Source organism: Alteromonas pelagimontana, assembly GCF_002499975.2.
GTDB classification, from domain to species: Bacteria; Pseudomonadota; Gammaproteobacteria; order Enterobacterales; family Alteromonadaceae; genus Alteromonas; species Alteromonas pelagimontana.
Genome location: NZ_CP052766.1, coordinates 1,930,806 through 1,950,383, shown reverse-complemented (window position 1 = coordinate 1,950,383; position 19,578 = coordinate 1,930,806). Strand labels below are relative to the sequence as shown.

19 protein-coding genes are annotated in these 19,578 nt (G+C 46.1%); 10 read left to right on the top strand and 9 right to left on the bottom strand.

Annotation, left to right across the window (positions count from 1 at the left end; all coding sequences use genetic code 11):
• Positions 1-579, bottom strand: coding sequence for a Fe-S biogenesis protein NfuA (nfuA, locus tag CA267_RS08680; protein ID WP_075607853.1), 579 nt, complete (start codon positions 577-579; stop codon positions 1-3).
• A 129-nt stretch (positions 580-708) separates the two neighbouring features.
• Between nfuA and CA267_RS08675 the strand changes: the two genes are divergently transcribed.
• Positions 709-3,339: a M14 metallopeptidase family protein gene (locus tag CA267_RS08675; protein ID WP_232367618.1), complete on the top strand. Its 2,631-nt coding sequence runs from the start codon at positions 709-711 to the stop codon at positions 3,337-3,339.
• Here CA267_RS08675 and CA267_RS08670 read toward each other — a convergent pair.
• Complete coding sequence (locus CA267_RS08670; protein WP_097349157.1) at positions 3,336-4,025, bottom strand: ComF family protein; 690 nt, start codon at positions 4,023-4,025, stop codon at positions 3,336-3,338. The genes CA267_RS08675 and CA267_RS08670 overlap by 4 nt on opposite strands.
• Positions 4,026-4,112: 87 nt before the next feature.
• Between CA267_RS08670 and bioH the strand changes: the two genes are divergently transcribed.
• The 4 genes from bioH (at position 4,113) to CA267_RS08650 (ending at position 8,073) form a co-directional block, all read left to right on the top strand.
• Positions 4,113-4,907: a pimeloyl-ACP methyl ester esterase BioH gene (gene bioH, locus CA267_RS08665; RefSeq protein ID WP_321174006.1), complete on the top strand. Its 795-nt coding sequence runs from the start codon at positions 4,113-4,115 to the stop codon at positions 4,905-4,907.
• A 281-nt stretch (positions 4,908-5,188) separates the two neighbouring features.
• On the top strand, positions 5,189-6,751 hold the full coding sequence (locus CA267_RS08660; RefSeq protein ID WP_075607855.1) for a putative bifunctional diguanylate cyclase/phosphodiesterase: 1,563 nt from the start codon (positions 5,189-5,191) through the stop codon (positions 6,749-6,751).
• 145 nt (positions 6,752-6,896) lie between these two features.
• Positions 6,897-7,229, top strand: coding sequence for a hypothetical protein (locus tag CA267_RS08655; RefSeq protein ID WP_075607856.1), 333 nt, complete (start codon positions 6,897-6,899; stop codon positions 7,227-7,229).
• A 7-nt stretch (positions 7,230-7,236) separates the two neighbouring features.
• Entirely contained in the window at positions 7,237-8,073 is an 837-nt protein-coding gene (locus CA267_RS08650) for a putative metalloprotease CJM1_0395 family protein (protein ID WP_075607857.1), read from the top strand.
• Between the two features lie 6 nt (positions 8,074-8,079).
• On the opposite strand, the gene CA267_RS08645 is transcribed toward CA267_RS08650, so the two are convergent.
• Both CA267_RS08645 and greB read right to left on the bottom strand, forming a co-directional pair.
• Positions 8,080-10,413 (bottom strand): Tex family protein, encoded by a 2,334-nt coding sequence (locus CA267_RS08645; RefSeq protein WP_075607858.1) that lies wholly within the window; start codon positions 10,411-10,413, stop codon positions 8,080-8,082.
• Positions 10,414-10,712: 299 nt separating this feature from the next.
• Complete coding sequence (gene greB / locus CA267_RS08640) at positions 10,713-11,198, bottom strand: transcription elongation factor GreB (protein WP_075607859.1); 486 nt, start codon at positions 11,196-11,198, stop codon at positions 10,713-10,715.
• A 185-nt stretch (positions 11,199-11,383) separates the two neighbouring features.
• On the opposite strand from greB, the gene CA267_RS08635 reads away from it, so the two are divergent.
• Positions 11,384-11,653 carry a hypothetical protein gene (locus CA267_RS08635; protein ID WP_075607860.1) on the top strand — a complete coding sequence of 90 codons (270 nt, stop codon included), beginning with the start codon at positions 11,384-11,386 and terminating at the stop codon, positions 11,651-11,653.
• 100 nt (positions 11,654-11,753) lie between these two features.
• Here the strand turns inward: CA267_RS08635 and fkpA are convergent, their stop codons facing one another.
• Positions 11,754-12,545, bottom strand: coding sequence for an FKBP-type peptidyl-prolyl cis-trans isomerase (fkpA, locus tag CA267_RS08630; protein ID WP_075607861.1), 792 nt, complete (start codon positions 12,543-12,545; stop codon positions 11,754-11,756).
• 253 nt (positions 12,546-12,798) lie between these two features.
• Here fkpA and CA267_RS08625 point away from each other — a divergent pair, with 253 nt between their 5' ends.
• Positions 12,799-13,758: a WD40 repeat domain-containing protein gene (locus CA267_RS08625; RefSeq protein WP_075607862.1), complete on the top strand. Its 960-nt coding sequence runs from the start codon at positions 12,799-12,801 to the stop codon at positions 13,756-13,758.
• On the top strand, positions 13,751-13,990 hold the full coding sequence (locus tag CA267_RS08620; protein WP_075607863.1) for a SlyX family protein: 240 nt from the start codon (positions 13,751-13,753) through the stop codon (positions 13,988-13,990). The genes CA267_RS08625 and CA267_RS08620 overlap by 8 nt, the downstream gene beginning before the upstream one ends.
• A 56-nt stretch (positions 13,991-14,046) precedes the next feature.
• On the opposite strand, the gene CA267_RS08615 is transcribed toward CA267_RS08620, so the two are convergent.
• From CA267_RS08615 to CA267_RS08600, 4 genes are all read right to left on the bottom strand, one after another.
• Positions 14,047-14,526 (bottom strand): MgtC/SapB family protein, encoded by a 480-nt coding sequence (locus CA267_RS08615; RefSeq protein WP_075607864.1) that lies wholly within the window; start codon positions 14,524-14,526, stop codon positions 14,047-14,049.
• Between the two features lie 86 nt (positions 14,527-14,612).
• Positions 14,613-15,287 carry a hypothetical protein gene (locus tag CA267_RS08610; protein ID WP_075607865.1) on the bottom strand — a complete coding sequence of 225 codons (675 nt, stop codon included), beginning with the start codon at positions 15,285-15,287 and terminating at the stop codon, positions 14,613-14,615.
• A 92-nt stretch (positions 15,288-15,379) separates the two neighbouring features.
• A complete protein-coding gene (locus tag CA267_RS08605; protein ID WP_075609927.1) occupies positions 15,380-16,498 on the bottom strand; it encodes a DUF748 domain-containing protein in 1,119 nt (372 codons plus the stop codon).
• Between the two features lie 358 nt (positions 16,499-16,856).
• On the bottom strand, positions 16,857-17,063 hold the full coding sequence (locus tag CA267_RS08600) for a YheV family putative zinc ribbon protein (RefSeq protein ID WP_075607866.1): 207 nt from the start codon (positions 17,061-17,063) through the stop codon (positions 16,857-16,859).
• Positions 17,064-17,208: 145 nt separating this feature from the next.
• Here CA267_RS08600 and CA267_RS08595 point away from each other — a divergent pair, with 145 nt between their 5' ends.
• Both CA267_RS08595 and CA267_RS08590 read left to right on the top strand, forming a co-directional pair.
• Positions 17,209-19,116 carry an ATP-binding cassette domain-containing protein gene (locus CA267_RS08595; RefSeq protein ID WP_075607867.1) on the top strand — a complete coding sequence of 636 codons (1,908 nt, stop codon included), beginning with the start codon at positions 17,209-17,211 and terminating at the stop codon, positions 19,114-19,116.
• Positions 19,094-19,576, top strand: a complete 483-nt coding sequence (locus CA267_RS08590; protein ID WP_075607868.1) for a TIGR02444 family protein — start codon at positions 19,094-19,096, stop codon at positions 19,574-19,576. Before CA267_RS08595 ends, CA267_RS08590 begins: the two co-directional genes overlap by 23 nt.
• Positions 19,577-19,578: the final 2 nt, after the last annotated feature.

The following is a 19,578-nucleotide window of genomic DNA, read 5'->3' as shown; positions in this document are numbered from 1 at the left end:
TCAGTAGTAAGAGTGCTCACCAGCTTCGTGAGATGTGGCGTCACGCACGCCTGTAAGCTCTCCGGCAAATTGTTCAAGCATCTGCTTCTCAATACCTTCTTTTAAGGTCACATCTACCATTGAACAGCCGTTACATCCACCGCCAAACTGAAGAACCGCGTAACCGTCTTCGGTAATTTCTGTTAGCACCACCTTGCCGCCGTGGCTGGCCAACTGAGGGTTAATTTCGGCTTCTATCATGTAGCTGACCCGCTCAACGAGAGGGGCGTCATCTGCCACCTTACGCGCTTTGGCATTGGGGGCTTTTAGCGTTAACTGCGAACCCATCTGATCGGTGACATAATCAATTTCAGCGTCATCCAGATAAGGCGCACTTTCTTCATCTACAACGGCATCGAAACCGTTAAATGGCAAGGTGGTGTCGCTGGGCTCAACAGCGTCAGGCGGACAGTAAGATACACCACACTCAGCAGTAGACGTACCTGGGTTCACTACGAACACTCGGATACAGGTGCCAGTCTCTTGTTTTTCCAGTAATTTTACAAAGTGAGCCTGTGCTTCTTCTGATATAGTAATCATTAACAAGTCCTACGTTTATTCGTGATAGGGTATATGATAACAAATTTACCTGAGTAAAACAGTCAAGTATTAGCTGGTTTTTCTCTAAGGTATTCATTCATAACTAACCGAGAACAACACGGAAATATTATGATGCGTAAATTGTTCAAGTTCCCCATGAACAAGGGCAGCATTGCTCATATTGTTTATACGCTAGCAGCGGCTTTGCTGCTTACTTCGCCGTTACAAGCTGCGCCATTTTATCAAAGTAATGACGGCGGCCGACCAGCTTCAACCTATTTGCCCGGCGATATTAGCTATGATCCAACCATTCCCAGTCCTGAAGCCGTTTTAGGAGCCAACGTAGGCGCCTGGCATGTCAGGCATGATCAGCTAGTCCATTACATGAAAGTTCTTGCTGATGCCTCGCCCCGGGTTACGTTACAGGAAACCGGCCGAACCCACGAGAACCGGCCTTTGCTACTGTTAACAATCACTGCTGAAAAGAATCAGCAAAAAATTGATTCTATAAAAGCTGCGCACCAGCAAGCCATTGAAGCAGGCAAGCGGGTAAGTAGTTCCGCGCCGCTCATTTTTTATATGGGTTACAGCATTCATGGTAACGAACCTTCTGGCAGCAACGCTGCATTACTGATAGCGTATTACCTTGCCGCTGGTCAAGGCGGGCAGATTGACGCGCTACTTGAAGATAATATAGTGTTACTTGACCCGGCTTTAAACCCTGATGGCCTTGCCCGGTTTGCGCAGTGGGCGAATATGCACAAAGGCAAAAATCTGGTCGCCGATCCCAATCATCGTGAACATGAAGAAGGCTGGCCTTCAGGACGCAGCAATCACTACTGGTTTGATTTAAACCGCGACTGGTTGCTGTTAACCCACCCCGAATCCCGCGCTCGAATTTCACAGTTTCAACAGTGGCGTCCGCACATATTAACCGACTTTCACGAAATGGGATCAGACAGTACCTTCTTTTTTCAACCAGGTGTTCCCACGCGGAAAAATCCGTTTACGCCGGATGGCAATGTCACATTAACCGAAGCGCTCGCCAAGTTTCACGCAAAAGCTTTTGACGATGCCAAGGAATTATATTTTAGCGAGGAAGGCTTCGATGACTTTTATTATGGTAAAGGTTCCTCGTACCCTGACGCTCATGGCAGTATCGGTATTCTGTTTGAACAAGCGAGTAGTCGAGGTCATGTACAAAATACTAAAAATGGTCTGCTGACATTTGAAGATACCATTCAAAATCAAGTGCGCACATCGCTAAGTACATTTGCGGGCGCGCTGGCGAATAAGCCGGCTATTTTAAATTATCAGGCAAGCTTCTTTAAGGACACGCAAAAGCAGATTGATGAAGAAGATGTATTCGGTTATGCCCTAAAAATACCCAAAGACAAAGGTCGCTTCAACGCGATGACTGATATTCTTGATCAACATAATGTCAGTTTCCAGTTACTGTCAGAAAAGTTGGCGCTGGAGAACATCACATTTGCTGCCAATGAAGCCATTTTTGTTCCTTTGGATCAACCGAATTATCGCTTGATTAAATCCATTTTTTCTACCCGAAAATCCTTTGCGGACAACACCTTCTATGACGTATCTACCTGGAATTTACCGTTAGCCTTCAACATCGACTATGCAGAGGTAATGCAGCGGGACCGGCGTGATGTAAAAACCGGTGGTACCACCACTACATCTTCAATATCTTTGCCGCAGGTGCAGGATAATGCGTACGCCTACGCCATCGAGTGGCACCATTACTACACTCCAGCGGTGGTGCAATCGTTGCTGGAAGCCGGAGCCAGTCTACGTACTGCAGGCGGCAGCTTTACCGCTACGCTGACTAATGGCAAACAACACGCATTTTCCCCTGGCACAATTGTAATTCCCACTGCGCTAGCGCAACCAGAGAAACTGGCAACGTTACTATCCGAGGCATCGACCACTTTTGATGTGCCGGTATTTTCAGTCCAAACTGGGTTAACGGTGAAAGGAATGGACTTAGGCAGTCGAAAAATGGGTATTGTCGAATTGCCGCAAGTATTATTGGTGGGAGGCAGGGGGACAGATTCTTCCGAAGTTGGGGAAATCTGGCACTACCTTGATACCCGCGTGGGAATTCCGGTCACTATTACCGAACAGCGCGATCTTAACGGCATTGACCTTTCGCAGTACTCACACATCATTTTCGCTGATGGGCGCTACATTACATTACGCGCAAATATCAGCAGCGCTATCGACAAATGGATTCAGCGAGGTGGCGTGCTTATCGGACAAAAAGCGGCCCTGAAGCTGTTTGCCGATCAGGAATGGCTGGATATTGATATCGTCTCTGACGATGTAATAGACGATGCCTTTCCTGTCGATAAATTGAAATTTGACGATAAAGATTCCCTGTATGCCAAAAAGCTGATTGCCGGAGCGGTATATCGCACACGGATTGATACCACGCATCCTTTATTTTATGGCTTTCAGAATGACTACCTGCCGATGTTCAAAACCAATAACATGATAGTAAAAAGCGATAACTCACCATTTGCTACGTCGGCAACATATTCCGACAATCCGTTAATGGCAGGATATAGCGCCAGTGAATTAACTAAACTTATTGCCAATACCACCGCTGTAGTGGCGCAACCCCGCGGGCGCGGCGTTGTTATAGGTTTTACTGATAATGTGAACTTCAGAGGGTACTGGTATGGCACCAGTAAACTAATGAGTAACGCAATATATCAATCTGCCCTGCTTAAATCCTATTAGACAGCTAGCCGCCGTTGTTGGGGCGATGGCGTTACGGCCATTGCCCACACTTCTATTTGTATACCCGGCTGTTGCTGTCTAAGCTGCCGACAAAGCACATCGACGGTGCAGCCTGTGGTCACTACATCATCGATAATGGCAACCCTGCCATAAGATTTTATAGGTAATACTTTAAAGGCTTTTCGCAGATTTAATAAACGTTCTGCCCGGTTTAGCTGGTGCTGCGCCTGACCGGCGACACGCTGACTCCATTGAGTTCGTACTGGAATACCAAGATCTCGGGAAATAAAATCAGCTAATGCCACCGATTGGTTGTATCGGCGTTTGAAATAACGGGCAAAGTGAATGGGTACAGGAAGCAGACATTCTGGCAGGGGTGTTGCGGAATCAATACAATTCTCGCAAAACCATTGCGCCAGCACCTTTGCAGATAAAATATTTCCGTTGAATTTCAATTTGTGGATGAGTGTGTCGAAGGGCCATCCGAAAGCGCCACAAGCTCTTAATATATGAAATGCAGTATGGCGTACGCCTTTAGCAATATCAGGACGGTGAAGCAGATTAGCCGGATAATCCATTGCGTTAAAAAAGAGGGTATCGTTTTTGCAATATTCACATATCGGGATGTTGCTAAACTGGTTGCACAGCAGGCAGGCGTAGTTGGGAATGCAGTTAAAGTCTCTCATAGATAATTCCCGCTATTTCGACGTTAATGTGAAGAACCCGAAAAGTTGCGTGCTACTATTTCGGACTCGGCAAAAGGATAATCTGAAGTGTTAAAGACTACCATTGAGCAGAAATTAATCACCCGTACGCAGGGAACAGGAAAAGATCTGGTTCTTCTGCATGGCTGGGGAATGAATAGCGGCGTGTTCAGTGAGTTTGTGCCTTATCTAAGCGAAGATTTCGCGGTCACTACCATTGATTTACCAGGCTTTGGTGAAAACAATGCAGTTGTGCCCAGCCCTTACACTATTGCCAGCCTTTCTGACGCGATAGCACCAGTATTACCTTCCTCCTGCGTGGTTATTGGCTGGTCACTGGGGGGACTCGTGGCGCAGCAGTTGGCGCTAAGCCAACCTGATGTGGTGACTGATCTTGTGACGATTGCATCGACACCACGATTTTTGGCTGGACCGGGATGGCCGGGTATTGCCGGTGATCTGCTCAATCAATTTGAACAACAACTGGCAAAAGATTATGCGAAAACACTAGAGCGGTTCTTAGCTATTCAGGCCATGGGAAGTCCTTCCGCCAAACAGGATATTAAAACAATTCGAAAACGTGTCGCACAGTTTCCCCAACCTTCATCTGTGGCATTGAAAGACGCGCTTAGACTGTTGTCGGAAGAGGATTTACGCCAGCATATCGGGCGTATCCGGCAGCCAACATTGCGTCTGTATGGCCGGCTAGACAGTCTGGTACCCACTAGCGGAATAGACAGAATCTGTGAGCTACAACCAAATTCGGATACGGTGGTTTTACCTCATGCTTCTCATGCCCCTTTTATCTCACATCCTCAGCAGTCCGCAGATATTGTCAGGCAGTTTGTTTCGTCCAGGAAATAGGCTTTAAAACTCCCTAGCTTTATCTAAAGCCGGTGATTACGGCGTTCTCCCCAGCGCCGTACACTGTTCTGCCTTTTCTACGATGACAAAGAGACCGCAAAAACACCTTCTATTACGTGGTTACAAATTGCTTCTATTTTCTCATCACTTTTTATGGTAAAAGTAACATTCAAATCTAATGCGTATATAAATTTATACCTTATAAAAGTTAAGTATCAGCTATAAATAAAAGATATTTTAAGCCCTTGGCTTATATCTTCGACAACACCATAAGGATAGAGGTGGAACGTCTAACCCACAAACTCATCGAAAATAGCATTTCGAGACCTTTAAAAGCGCGTTCTCAAAAAGATTTAGCCATCATAGTTGTGCTTACCGGGCTAGCGGCAGCCCTCTGCTTCAGTATTGACATTGATCTGTTGGAATCTTTTTATTTATTTACACGCGCCCATGAAAGCTGGGAGCTCGACGAAATCATTGTGCTGATGACCGTCATTGCCATACTGGCCATGTGGTTTGGCGCGCGGAGACTGGGGGACATTAAGCGCATCAACACAGCTATAGCCACCCAAGGGTTTATCGACCCGACTTCTCAATTACCTAACCGCGTATTGTCTTTGGAAAGGCTATCTCAGATGCTCGATACCTCAGAACGACGGTATCTCAAACTGTGTGTTATTTTTTTGGATTTAGACAATTTCAGAGCCATCAACGATACCTACGGCAATGACAAAAGTGACGTACTACTGAAAGAAGTTGGGGTGAGATTGCGGAAAGTCATTCAACGCGGCGATACACTTGGTCGTCTGGGAAGCGATGAATTTATTATCCTTAAATTTGTTAACGATGAGGATGAGCTGCCTTCTTTCCTCAATGCCATACAAAATACGCAAAACCAGCCTTATCCGGTAGACAATCAAAATATATATTTAAAGTTTAGCCAGGGAATTTCGGTGTTTCCGAAAGACGGCAGAAGTGTTTCGGCTTTATTAAAAGCGGCTGATGTTGCGCTATTTCGAGCAAAACAACTGGGAAAAGCACAGTTTCAATTTTATACCGAAGCGTTAAGCGAACGGTTGCTTCGACAGTTTCAACTTGAACTTGGTTTATCCAGCGCGCTTAAGCAGAACGAACTACATCTGGTTTATCAGCCGCAGTTCAACTTAACGCACAACAAAATAGAAGGCTATGAGACGCTGCTACGGTGGGTGAAAGACGGCAATGTCATTTCTCCCGCCGACTTCATTCCCGTTGCAGAGCAAACAGGTTTAATTATAGAGATTGGCCGCTGGATTTTAGTTAAATCAATGATAGAAATGCGCCCGCTGCTACAAGCACAGCAGAAGCTAGGCGTGAATATATCGTTAAGACAATTTCAGCAGCCAGACTTCGTCGCGCAGATTGAAGATGTCTTACGCCAGACTGGCTTTCCTGCAGCTCAACTCGAACTCGAAATTACGGAAACGGCGGTTGCACTTGATTTTGAGGAGACCTGTATAAAGTTGCAAAAGCTTCGGCAACTGGGCGTTTTTATTGCTATTGACGATTTTGGCACCGGTTACTCTTCGCTAAGTCGCTTGCGTTCTTTGGCAGTATCCCGCTTAAAAATTGATAAGGCATTCATTGATCGTCTGGCTGATAACGAGGTGGATCGTAATTTAGTCGCTACCATCATTGCGTTAGGGAAAAATCTCAATCTATCGGTTATTGCAGAAGGCGTTGAGAGTGAAGAACAGGTAATGTGGCTACGTTCGCTCGCCTGCGATGCCATTCAGGGGTTCTACTTCAGCCGACCCCTTCGCCTTGAGGCGCTGGAGGATGTGAAGCAAACAATCTCTTTCTGACTTCAGTCAGCATTTTATTCCGTGCTCTATTGTTAAAAAAAGAAATCCTCTGAACCTGTTATATTTTATGCGCAGGTATATAAATAAAGCTTTTCGTTTCGACGTTATTGTTTAATAATTAGGCGTGAGAGGGTGGAGGTAAATTATGTCGAGCATTATTGGTAATAATATCAATTCGGCAATTATGTCTGGTCAGTTTGGCTTACAGCAAGCCTTTAAAGGTATGAATCAGGCGTCATTGAATATAGCACAACGTTCAGCGCAAACTCATGTGGCCGAAAATGGTCCTGGTCAGGTGTTGGCGAACGCATCATTAAACAATTTAGCAAATATTAAAAATACGCTTCCGCAAAGTGCGAATAGCCCGACTTCAGATTTGTTATCGCTAAAATTAAACAGCATGAATGCTCAAGCTTCCGCCAAGGTTTTGGATAAAGCCTTTGATACGGTAGGCACTATTATCGATACCCTTACCTGACTTCCCCATGAATATTGTTATGCCGCTTTCGACCAACGTAGTATTTACGCCTGCTAACGTAAATACCGAAGCGGCTCGACGTGAGAATATTCTTCGAGAAACCATTCCCCCGTCTGCTGATGCTGATAAAGGCGCGTCTGAACAGGGTTTGGGTTCTGACGCTGAGCGTGCGCGAACGCCGGGGCAAAAACCGGCGCCTGTTACCTATGAGCGTCCGCAGATCCAATCAGTGGTTTCCTATGATGAATCGCAGAGCATCACCGCTCACGGCGAGAAGGACAACGCCAGAGACGAGAGCGCAGGAAAAGAAGACGCGCAGCAAAAACAGCAAACCGCTCAAGAAGTAAAGGCGCTAAAAGAGCGGGATGCTGAAGTTCGTACTCACGAGCAAGCTCATGCAGCATTGGGTGGACAACATGCGGGATCGCCCCAGTACGAATTTGAAAACGGGCCTGACGGAAAACGGTACGCGGTAGGCGGTGAAGTGGCTATTGATGTATCAGAGGCCCAGACTCCTGCACAAACCGTGCAAAAAATGCAGCAGGTAAGAACAGCTGCCCTGGCACCGGCGCAACCTTCTGCTCAGGATTTACAGGTAGCTAGTGAAGCTGCGCAAAAAACGCTTGAGGCGCGTCAGGCGTTAGCAAAAGAAAATGCAAATGAAGAAGTTCACGCACATAGCGAAAGCTCACAAGAATATGTGGGGCAAGATAGTAGTAAAGTGTCGTATACACCTTCTTTGCGCAGTAGTGATACGTTGATGCAAACCAGAATCGGTGTCATCCAGCAGCGTTACAGCGATACTTCTTTGCCCAAAGACGCTGGCTTTCGCGCCAGCGCCTGATTCGGCTTACTTTTGTTTTGCTTTGGCAAACGCATCTGCAAAAGCGTTACCCATTGCCAAATTGGCTGGCGCATTAGATTTTTGCGGTTTAGCCCGATTGGAGCCATTGGCCGCACCTTTACCTGAACGGTTTGGTTTGTTTGCATCCGAAGGTTTCTTTGCCGCAGGAGCCGGGGTATCGTCTAACCGCATAGTAAAAGAAATACGCTTGCGCTGAACATCCACTTCTACAACTTTTACCTTTACGATGTCACCGGCCTTAACCACTTCGCGAGGGTCTGAGATAAACTTATTAGTAAGCGCAGAAATGTGTACCAGGCCATCCTGATGTACGCCAACATCGACAAAGGCGCCAAAGTTAGCTACGTTGCTTACAACACCTTCTAAAATCATGCCCGGCTTGAGATCCGAAATTGTTTCCACGCCCTCTTTGAATGCCGCGGTTTTAAATTCGGGACGGGGATCACGTCCTGGCTTATCTAATTCCTTTAAAATATCTTTAACGGTGGGTAGACCAAAAGTGTCGTTAGTAAAATCTTCTGGAGAAAGCTTTCTCAGCAAATCGGTATTGCCAATCAGGTCATTCACGGCCACTGCGGTGCGATCGACGATAGCGTCGATAACAGGATAAGTTTCCGGGTGAACCGCAGAGGCATCAAGCGGATTGCTGCCGTTAGTGATCCGCAAAAATCCTGCGGCTTGTTCAAACGCTTTTGGGCCCAGGCGCTCAACCTTTTTCAATGCTTTTCTGTCAGCGAACGCGCCATGACTATCACGAAAATGAACAATATTATTCGCCAGTGTTTTATTCAGACCCGATACATAGCTCAATAGCGCTGGTGAGGCTGTATTAAGATCTACGCCTACGGCGTTTACGCAATCCTCAATCACCCGGTCAAGAGATTTACCCAACTGGCTTTGGCTGACGTCATGCTGGTACTGACCGACACCAATGGCTTTAGGTTCTATTTTTACCAATTCTGCCAATGGATCTTGTAGCCGGCGGGCTATTGACACAGCACCGCGTAATGATACATCCATACCCGGTAACTCCGCAGACGCTAATTCTGAAGCTGAATAAACGGATGCCCCGGCTTCGCTGACCATAATTTTCTGTGCTTTCAGTTCGGGGTTAGCTTTCAGCATTTCCGCGACCAGTTTGTCTGTTTCTCTTGAGCCAGTTCCATTACCAATACTTATTAATTCGACCTTGTGTTGTTTACATAACGTCGAAAGGGTGCGTAATGATTTGTCCCACTGGTTTTGCGGTACATGGGGGAAAATTGTAGTGGTAGCCAACACCTTACCGGTTTGATCTACAATTGCTACTTTAACACCTGTACGTAGGCCTGGGTCTAATCCCATGGTAGTTTTTGCGCCAGCAGGAGCCGCCATCAGCAAATCGTTCAGATTCTTCGCAAACACGCTGATAGCTTCTTCTTCCGCTTGCTCACGCAACTTGCTGAAAAGTTCTGTTTCCATATGCAGTGCGATTTTGATTTTCCAGGACCATTGCACCACTTGCTTCATAAATGCATCGCCAGGGCGGTTATGATCTAAGATGTTATAATGGCTCGCTATAATTTGCTCACAATAGGATGGCTGTGTAGCATCTTCATTTTGAGGGTCAGCGTTTAGCTGGATATGGAGCATGCCTTCATTGCGCCCGCGGAACATAGCTAATGCACGATGAGAGGGAACCGTTTTAAGCTTTTCCTGATGGGCAAAGTAATCTTTAAATTTAATGGCTTCTTGCTCTTTACCCGGCGCAACAGAGCTGGTGACAAAGGCGTTGTCGTTTAGATAAACGCGGATTTTAGCCAGCAACGCGGCATCTTCTGCAAAACGCTCCATCAGGATATAACGCGCACCTTCGAGAGCTGCCTTTACATCCCCAACCCCTTTTTCTGTACTCACAAATGCAGAAGCCGCGTCTTCTGGTGATACAGTGGGATCAGCAAATAATTTATCAGCTAACGGTTCCAGGCCAGCTTCAATGGCTATTTGGCCTTTCGTGCGGCGGCGAGGCTTATACGGCAGATACAAATCTTCTAATGAGGTTTTGTTGTCTGCAGCTTTTATTTGCGTGGCTAACGCATCGGTTAACTTGCCTTGCTCGTCGATAGATTTCAGAATGACGGCTCTACGATCTTCTAAATCGCGCAAATAAGTTAAGCGCTGCTCAAGGTTACGCAACTGCGTGTCATCAAGACCTTGCGTCGCTTCTTTTCGATAACGCGCAATAAAGGGCACAGTGGCGCCTTCATCCAATAAAGCGACAGCCGCTTGTATCTGGGCTGGATTGACGGCAAGTTCTTCGGCAATTTTATTGATAATCATATAAAGCTCTATGGCGTGTTTGTAGGTGATCCACCGGCAGAAAGAAAAATGGCCGATGCACAGGCATAATAAGTGTGAAATATGTCGGTCAGTATATCATTGATGACGGGAGGGAGAACCCTGTTTATGTTAGTAAAAGCGAGTTTCCGGTGTTTATAATTTCCTGACATTTGTGCCTGTAAAAACCATGAGTAAGAACGCTCGGGGCGCGCTGTACTTCTCATTAAGAGATGCCGTTTAAAAACATATTTCCCTTAAGCTACAGTCTGGCGGTTTTCTTTAAAAGATTCGCAAGCGGGTTAAACTTTATCTGTGGGATCATATTTGATTTTCGTTATCGACCACGTAAACGTTCCCGCTTCTGTTGTTACTGTAACTTCGTCGTCCTCTTGTTTCCCGATAAGCGCCCTGGCCATAGGCGAATCTACCGAAATATAGTCTTTACGGCCAAAAATTTCGTCGTATCCTACAATTCGTAAGCGCAGAATTTTGCCCTCGGCATTCTCAATTTCTACTGTGGCGCCAAAAAATACTTTATCTTCCTGCTGCGGATGGTAATCCACCACTTTTAGCCGCTCCAGGCATTTTCTTAAATAACGGATACGACGATCAATTTCCCGCAACTTCTTTTTATTGTACTGAAAGTCCGCATTTTCACTACGATCACCGAGACTTGCCGCCCAGGTAACCTTCTGGGTGACTTCCGGCCGTTCCTTACGCCAGAGTACATCGAGCTCATGTTGTAATTTTACATAACCTTTACGAGTGATCAGCGGGGTTCTCAAGCGCCATACCTTAATTTGTTACATCAACGTTAATATAATGTATCTGTCTGGTGGATCTGTGGGGAAAAGCAAAGTATATTTATAGGGTTCGATTTTCATGCACAAATGTTGCATAAAAAGTGAACAACTGTTTCCAGCGGTGGTCTTATATTGTAGTTCATCGTGAAATCCAAATGAGAGATAACATGCATAACCGATTTTTAAATCCACCCAGACAGGCCAAGTCTGGCACGGCGAGAAGCAATGGTCTAACCATAATGGGGTTCATGCTGTTTCTAACCGGGGTAATTTTATTTACCATCGGTTTAATAGATATCTTAATTCGTATCGACAGTTTACGTACGGCTATGTACCTGCTGTTAGGACTCGGTTGCTACAAAGTGGGGCATATGATGATGCGCCACTGCGCAACACTGCGGGTTCGACCAGAACGTCGGCGTCATGTAGTTCCCTAAACGTTTATTTGCAGAACGCCAATCTTCCCGGTATCTAACGCGCTAATGTTTCTAAAAAATAAGAGCCGACTTCATATCGGCTCTTGTTGCTTTGTGAAACTTACTCTGACGCAGTATCTTCTTCGCCTTCTTCAACGATGTCTAACAGCTCGACATCAAAAAGTAAGGTAGAGTTCGGCGTTATCAGTCCGGTAGAGCGTTCGCCGTAGGCCAGTTCAGCAGGAATAGCAAAACGATACTTGGCGCCTTCTTTCATTAACTGGACGCCTTCAGTCCAACCGGGTATTACGCGGTTTAAAGGAAATACTGCAGGTTCATTACGCGAGTAAGATGAGTCAAACTCGGTGCCATCCAGTAATGTGCCGCGATAATGCACTTTTACTGTGTCTTCAGCTTTAGGTTGCTCGCCGGTACCTTCCTCCAACACTTCGTACTGTAAGCCTGAATCGGTGACAGTCACACCTTCGCGCTTGGCGTTTTCAGCAAGGTATTCCTCGCCTGCCTTAACATTTTCTTCAGCAGCTTTGGTGGCCATTTCCTGTTGCTTAGTGCGTAATGCTTCTTCGCCAGCTTGAGCCAGTTCCTGGATCTCCTGCTGTGAAAACTGCATGTTTCCGTCCAAACCTTCTTCAAAGCCCTGTTTCAGCGACGTTTTATCCAACGGCTCGCCAAGTTGTTCTTGCTGTTTTGCACGATTGTTCACGAAAATAGCCATACTTGCGCCCATTGCGTAAGCATGCTTCTGGGCATCACTCATTGACTCTGCTTTAGGATTTTGAGTGGCGGTTTCTTTAGCGGCAGTGTCTTCTTTTGCGGTGTCAGTGGTATTGGGCTGACATGCAAACAAACCTAATGCAGCTAGTGTCGATATTGCAACGAGCGACTTACGCATAAAACTTCTCCATTTAAATTGTAATTATCATATATCTTGTTTTGCAAAGTTATCCCACAGCAACGGGGCAGGACACCAAAGTAAAATGTAAACTAATTGGTTTAGCAAAATATTCTTTCTGCACTTTGCTAAACCAATTGAAGTTGTTACGCAGATTACGTTAGTAGACTTCCGTGCTATGGTAAACCTAGCGTCAGTAAAGCGAAACCAGTTTGACATGAAACATCGACGATTGTTCCAAAGATTGCTTTTAATGGCATTATTAGCCGGTGTACTGGTAGGTTGCAGTGTGCCCGATTCAACCCCGCTTGCGCAATGGCGGCATGCACAAGACGGTGCCTTTGCAGCAGATATTTCACCTAGCGGACAGTACGCAGTGGTATCAGGCGTGAATGGTGAGATTACGGTTTGGCACCTGAAAGACAACAAGCCACTATATCAATGGCGTCACCAGGGAGAAGGCGCTAATCGGGTTTTCATTATTCATATTTCCGCAGACGAAAAATTTGTAGTGACTTCTGATCGGGAGGCATTCGCCTTATGGAACATGGAGAGTGGCGAACCTGTAGGTTTTTGGCGAATTGACGAATCATCAATTCGAGATGTTGCGGTGTCTGCCGGCGGCAAAGGAATATTGGTTGGCAGAGCCAATGGAAAAGCGATGTTTTTTGAACCCTCGACCGGGAGACGGTTGGAATTCTTAGGACATCAGGAAAAGATTAACAGCGTGGACTTGTCTCCCAATGGTGAGTATGCCCTTACGGGTAGCAATGATTATGTTGCTTATTTATGGAGTACCAAAACCGGGCAGATAGTGCATACATTCCCTCATCCGAGTCGCGTAACCCTGGTCGCTTTGGATGATGAAGGGCGTTACGTATTCACCGCCGACAGTCAGCAGAAATCACAAATCTGGAACGCACAAACAGCTGCGCCTGTCAGCAACTTACAGTATATTGCGCGCCAGAAAATCTTTACCGATGCGGTCTTTTCAAAAGACGGTGAGTATTTGCTAACAGGGGCGCCTTCCCGCCGAATTTATCGATGGAATGTAAAGACCGGTGAGTCCGCTGGTGGCTGGCGAGTGGCGCCCGTAGAAAATACCCGGCCTGCAACAGCGGTAGTTTATGCTGTAGGCTTTACTGCTGACGGCCAGATATTATCAGAAAGTAGCAGCGGTTTAGCTGAACTTTGGAGTGTAAATAATGAGTAAACATACCGCAGAAAGTGGGTTAGCTAACGCCGAGCAGGCAATTGAAGAGTTGCAAACTAAGCTGGCCTTTCAGGAGCACACCATCGAAGAACTTAATGAAGCTTTAACGCATCAGCAATACCAGATAGAAAAACTCCAGGTACAGTTTAAGCATATATTGGATAGAGTCAAAACCATGGAGCCATCAAATATTGCTAAGATGTCAGAAGAAGTACCGCCGCCGCACTACTAGCTAATATCCATCCATAGCGATTAGTTATTGCTACAGATGGGAACAACATTCACGCGCTACCCGTTACGACGCCAGTATTTGTAGCGGGTGTGAACGCCCCGGGTAAATGCAGAGGAATATTCTTCCAATATATCTACCCCCCACAGTATTCCTACTACAAGTATTGAAAGCTTAACCGCCACCCAGCCACCATTAACGGAAATACATACCCCTACGGCGGCCAGCGCCCAGATTGTAGCGGCAGATGTTACGCCCACTACTATGCCATCTTTCGCCAGCATTACCCCTGCGCCAAGAAAGCCAATGCCGGTGACTACCTGACCAATAATCCGGGATGGATCTGATACGTCGGTTGAAATAGACATGGAAGAGGTAATAAACATATAGGTGCCCAGGACTATCAGCGCAGAGGTCCGGATACCAACAGGTTTGCCACGCAGCTGACGCTCAAGACCGATTATGGCGCCGCAAAGGATGGAGGCGCCAATATGCCACCAGTCAAAAGGGTCAATAGAAAAAATACTCTCAATATTCATCGATATTACAAAAAAGCAGAATGGTGAATAGCATACCCAATCTTATTGTCTGTGGGTAGAAATGAAATTTGGCATAAGCAAAAAGATCATTTTACCAATAGTTTGTTTTTATTCACAGTTAATGCATCTGCCAGTAAAGGAGCCAGATTTTTATGACGTTTATGAATGTAATGGTAAAAATCAGACTTGCCGATAAAGTGTGTCGTGTATTCGCGGGTAATTACAAACTGATGCTGCTCATCGACTAAAGTGTAAATTAAATAGTTTATTCGATTGTGGTTAAAAAGGTTGATTAGCGTATCAGGAGTTTCGATATAGCGACTTTTTACGGGTGCTGGCATGCCAAAAATGTTAAGCAAAATGGTGGCGGTTCCGCGATTCAAATAAACTGACTTTTCCCCCTCGGTAAACACGGAAGTGTCACACGGGACATCTTTTGGGCAGACAAGAATATAACTGAGTTCGCAAAGCGGTGGTCCTACGCGAAGGATATTTTCATATTCGTCTTCAGCGTCCTCCCGCGCGGCCAGATCGCCATCTATCAGCCCCTCGTTCAAGGCAATCAGCCGTCGGGTGACCGGCATTTGTACATAAGAAACTTCCAACCCCAAATCTTTGTAGCTCCGAGTCACGACGGGCTTGATATAATTTACTGCCGGATGATTAACGGTGCTGATAAGCATCTCTGATTCAGCAGCTCCAGCACGTGGGAGGCCAAGCGCAATTACCATTGCCAGCAGTGTAAATAAACTCAGACCCATAGGTGTCTATATCCAGTGGCGCGAATGGTAATAATTAAGTGTAGCAGAATATAAAGTTTTTCTATGATTAGAAATTCAAAACAGGTGGACCTTTACGAATCATCTTTGGCAGCTTCTTCCTGAGATTCTTCCTCCTCAGCGTTTTCCAGCTCTACGCTTCCTTCTAATGATGCCCGCATTGCTTCGATAAATGCATTTTTTAAAATTCCACCAAGAGCAGGAAGAATTGGCGTGTCGGGGCTATCAAGGGACCCTTCAATAGGAATACGCGTGGCAATCTGATCCTGCTTCTGATTTTCAAATATTTCGCTTATCAGTGCTGAACCCATTTCGATGATAGTCTGAAAGAAACCATCATTATCGCGTTCAACATCACCTTTCCAGGAAAACACTTCCACGTTATGAAGAATGGGTTTAGCATAGCCTTTAATCTGGCCGTTGCTGCTCGCTAGCTCCATAGCCATTTCCAGAGATCCGGCCTCTAAATCAAAAGGTGCATAAGTATCAAGAAAATTCTTAAAATTGACCAGCGCTATGTTCTCTGCCCGCATATCTACATCAAAAGTGGGTTTTTTGGTGCTGGGATCAAGTGATGCGGAAATCGCTAAGGTACCCGCTTCGGCAGTTTGTCCTTTGGCGTTAAATGTGGCGACCAAATCTTTTGATAAATCTCTGCTGTTAACCAGATTTTTCAGCTCTGCTTTAATGTCGTGTAGAGCAAGATGGATTTCGGGCTGGACGGTCGGGTTGTGAAAAACAATGCGACCTTGCTGAATGTTGAGTTTGTCGATTTTTAATGGAAAAAGCTGATCCGCTATATTCAGCCAGTCTTCTGACTCGCCTGACTGGGAATCTTTCTCGCTGTCGCCGTCAACAAAGTTTATCTCGGGACGATAGAGATCCACTGTACCGACAAATGCACCATTGACTAGCGCAGACCAAAGTAGACTAAATTGCACTTCTGTGGCTTGGAATAAGGGCTCTTTTACCTCGCCATTTCGTTTGGTGATGATAATATCTTCGATACTAAACGCGCCGCGCCATAGCATTATATCAACATCGCCCACCCTTCCGGTAAACTCTTCTGCTTGCGCCAGAGTGTTGTTCATATATGACTGCGCCACGTAAGGAAGGGAGACTCTAACTGCTACTAGCACTATTACCGCAACGATTACCCACTTCTTCCAGCCAAAGCGATGTGTCCGTGCCATGTTTTCCTCCACGCGAGCCATATTTAGTATCGGTATCTTAACCCCGATTACAAGGCTCGTGCCAACTTCTCCATACCCGCTGATAAAACGGAACACATTGCTAAGCGGTTGTCGGTACGCGCTTAATAGAAATCGTTCAGCTATATGCGCGGCGGCAAATTACTTATTTGCCGCTGTGGAAGTGTCCCAAAGGGGGCGAAAATGAGTAATATTTACGAGCGGCTTCTAAGGCGGGCTGACCTTTTCTGTGGTTGCAGGATTCTTCATAAACCTGCCTTGCTTTTTGTGCTCATAGTTCAAGCCGCATTCCAAACAGATTTATTTTGAATAAAATTCGGCTGGCAAAGGCCATCAGGTCCTAATCAGGCTTGAACACGCCTATTACATTTTCCTTCGGGCGTGTAGCAGTTTTCACTTCTTGATCGGTTTGTGCTTCAGAATAGCCGCATTTCACGCATTCCAGCTTTTCCACATTGTTTTCCATAAACAATGTGATGGTATCTACAGCCTGACATTTTGGGCACACTGCGCCCGCAATAAAACGGCGTTTCATTCGTTTTTGCATAATTACTCAAAGTCACATTACGAAACTACATTATAGCCCATCCTCAATCGGCCTGGATCAGCATTTGCCGTCGACGTTGAAAAACAAGCGTAAAAATCCTAGGTTTGCTAAGATACGCGGCCTGAGCCGGAGGAAAAACACAGGCATGATCAACCTTTTAAACATCACTCTAATGCGCGGTAGCAAAGTTCTTTTGGAAGAGGCATCCGCGCAGATTTACCCGGGCCACAAAGTAGCGCTTATTGGTAGCAATGGCTGTGGTAAATCCAGCCTATTTGCGTTGTTACGTCAGGAACTGACGTTAGACGCTGGTGAATGTGCGCTGCCTTCTAATTGGCGGATTGTTAGTGTTGCCCAGGAAACGCCTGCAGTATCGCGCGCAGCCATTGATTATGTAATTGATGGCGATAAAACGCTTCGCAAGCTACAAGCGGCGTTGTTGGACGCCGAAGAGCAGCAGGACGGCGAAAAAATGGGGCGGTTGCACGGTCAGCTGGAACAAGCTGGCGCGTATGACGTAGAAGCACGAGCTGCGACTATTCTTGCAGGATTAGGGTTCTCTACCGCTCAACTCAATGCACCCGTAACCGATTTTTCAGGCGGCTGGCGTATGCGTTTGAACCTGGCGCAGGCGCTATTGTGTCCGTCTGATTTACTCTTACTGGATGAACCCACCAATCACCTGGATTTAGACGCCGTTATCTGGCTGGAAAAGTGGTTGCAGCGTTACGCTGGCACGTTATTGCTTATTTCCCATGACAAAGCCTTCATTGATAGCACCGTTAATCAGATTGTGAGTGTAGAACAAAAGCAACTGATCACGTATAGCGGCAATTATTCTGCGTTTGAAACCCAGCGCGCAGAGCGAATCCGGCTGCAGAACATCGAGTATCAGAAACAGCAGGACAAGGTGGCGCATCTTGAATCCTTTATAAATCGTTTCAAGGCTAAGGCCAGTAAAGCCAAGCAGGCGCAAAGCCGGATCAAGCAATTGGAAAAAATGGAAACCCTTTTGCCTGCACACATGGCCAGTGAGTTTAACTTTGCGTTTGCGTCGCCAACCGGGTTGCCCAACCCGCTGGTACAAATGGAGCATGTGAAGCTGGGGTATGATCAAAAGGTAATTCTGGAGCAGGTGAAATTAAACCTGGTGCCGGGCAGCCGTATTGGTTTACTGGGTCGCAATGGGCAAGGTAAGTCTACGCTTATAAAATTGCTGGCTGGCGTTCATAGCCCCATGCAAGGGGAATTTAATGCTGCCAAAGGTTTAAATGTTGGCTACTTTGCCCAGCATCAGCTGGAAACGCTGGATCCTCAGGCATCGGCACTGTTGCATGTTCAACGGCTGAATAATAAAGCTACAGAGCAGGAACTGCGCAACTTTTTAGGTGGCTTTGGTTTTCACGGTGATCAGGCGCTCTCACCGGTGGCGCCTATGTCTGGTGGAGAAAAAGCTCGCCTTGTTTTAGCGCTGATTGTTTACCAAAAGCCGAATCTACTGCTACTGGATGAGCCTACCAACCATCTAGATTTGGAAATGCGTCATGCGTTGAATCTGGCATTACAAGGATTCGAAGGCGCTATGGTACTGGTTTCTCACGACCGCTTCCTGTTAAGTTCGGTTTGTGAAGATTTTTATCTCGTAGACAGCGGTAACGTTAGCGCGTTTGATGGTGATTTAGATGATTATCGTGATTGGATTCTAAAACAACAGACAGAAGATAAATCGGATAAAGAAGAAAAACCTAAGATAGATCGTAAAGCAGAGAAACGACGTGAGGCCGAATTTCGACATTCAATAGCGCCGCTGAAGCAGGCAATTGATAAACACGAAAAAGCCATGGAAAAAGCTTCCACCGCGTTAGCTAAAATAGAAGCAGAACTCTCACGTACCGAATTATACGAAGATACGTATAAAGCGGAATTGATGAAAATACTATCGCAACAGGCTGAGCTAAAACAATCGCTTGAAGAGCATGAAATTGCATGGCTTGACGCACAAGAAGCAATAGAAACTGCAAGGGCAGAATATGAGTCAGTTGACGTCGGATAATTTCTGGGAATACAGTATCGAACTCTATGGTATTGAAGGTGTGGCGGCAGCTTGTCTGAAGCTTCAGGACGAACATGGCGTGAATATTAACTTATTGCTGCTGATGTGCTGGTGCCTTTCGTTTAATAAGGTGGTTACGCTTAAACAGTGGCAAATTTTAAAGGTTGCCGTTGCTGATACCGATCAGAAGCTGCACCAGCATCGTAAGAATCGCACCGCCGCGAAAGACCCTGACTCTGAGGATCATGATCGTTATCTTAGCCTCAAGCATCAAGAACTACAGATGGAAGCTGTTCAGCAGCAACAGCTGGTACAAGCTTTCGAGCAATTACCCGTTATGACGTCTGAAGGTATAAACGGCTCTCTGCCAGCATTTATTCATTTGTATAATTTGCGCCAGAGCCCCCAGGCAGTTGCCAAACTCACCTTTATTGTCAAGCAGATCCCTATTAATCCCTGATG

What these genes read in the sequence shown, in the direction of transcription:
- CA267_RS08600 (WP_075607866.1), bottom strand. Translation starts at nt 17,063, where the DNA reads ATGCAAAAACGAATGAAACGCCGTTTTATTGCGGGCGCAGTGTGCCCA.
- CA267_RS08645 (WP_075607858.1), bottom strand. Translation starts at nt 10,413, where the DNA reads ATGATTATCAATAAAATTGCCGAAGAACTTGCCGTCAATCCAGCCCAG.
- CA267_RS08590 (WP_075607868.1), top strand. Translation starts at nt 19,094, where the DNA reads ATGAGTCAGTTGACGTCGGATAATTTCTGGGAATACAGTATCGAACTC.
- CA267_RS08635 (WP_075607860.1), top strand. Translation starts at nt 11,384, where the DNA reads ATGCATAACCGATTTTTAAATCCACCCAGACAGGCCAAGTCTGGCACG.
- CA267_RS08605 (WP_075609927.1), bottom strand. Translation starts at nt 16,498, where the DNA reads ATGGCACGGACACATCGCTTTGGCTGGAAGAAGTGGGTAATCGTTGCG.
- fkpA (WP_075607861.1), bottom strand. Translation starts at nt 12,545, where the DNA reads ATGCGTAAGTCGCTCGTTGCAATATCGACACTAGCTGCATTAGGTTTG.
- CA267_RS08610 (WP_075607865.1), bottom strand. Translation starts at nt 15,287, where the DNA reads ATGGGTCTGAGTTTATTTACACTGCTGGCAATGGTAATTGCGCTTGGC.
- CA267_RS08670 (WP_097349157.1), bottom strand. Translation starts at nt 4,025, where the DNA reads ATGAGAGACTTTAACTGCATTCCCAACTACGCCTGCCTGCTGTGCAAC.
- nfuA (WP_075607853.1), bottom strand. Translation starts at nt 579, where the DNA reads ATGATTACTATATCAGAAGAAGCACAGGCTCACTTTGTAAAATTACTG.
- CA267_RS08615 (WP_075607864.1), bottom strand. Translation starts at nt 14,526, where the DNA reads ATGAATATTGAGAGTATTTTTTCTATTGACCCTTTTGACTGGTGGCAT.
- CA267_RS08655 (WP_075607856.1), top strand. Translation starts at nt 6,897, where the DNA reads ATGTCGAGCATTATTGGTAATAATATCAATTCGGCAATTATGTCTGGT.
- CA267_RS08620 (WP_075607863.1), top strand. Translation starts at nt 13,751, where the DNA reads ATGAGTAAACATACCGCAGAAAGTGGGTTAGCTAACGCCGAGCAGGCA.
- CA267_RS08625 (WP_075607862.1), top strand. Translation starts at nt 12,799, where the DNA reads ATGGCATTATTAGCCGGTGTACTGGTAGGTTGCAGTGTGCCCGATTCA.
- CA267_RS08675 (WP_232367618.1), top strand. Translation starts at nt 709, where the DNA reads ATGATGCGTAAATTGTTCAAGTTCCCCATGAACAAGGGCAGCATTGCT.
- CA267_RS08650 (WP_075607857.1), top strand. Translation starts at nt 7,237, where the DNA reads ATGAATATTGTTATGCCGCTTTCGACCAACGTAGTATTTACGCCTGCT.
- CA267_RS08595 (WP_075607867.1), top strand. Translation starts at nt 17,209, where the DNA reads ATGATCAACCTTTTAAACATCACTCTAATGCGCGGTAGCAAAGTTCTT.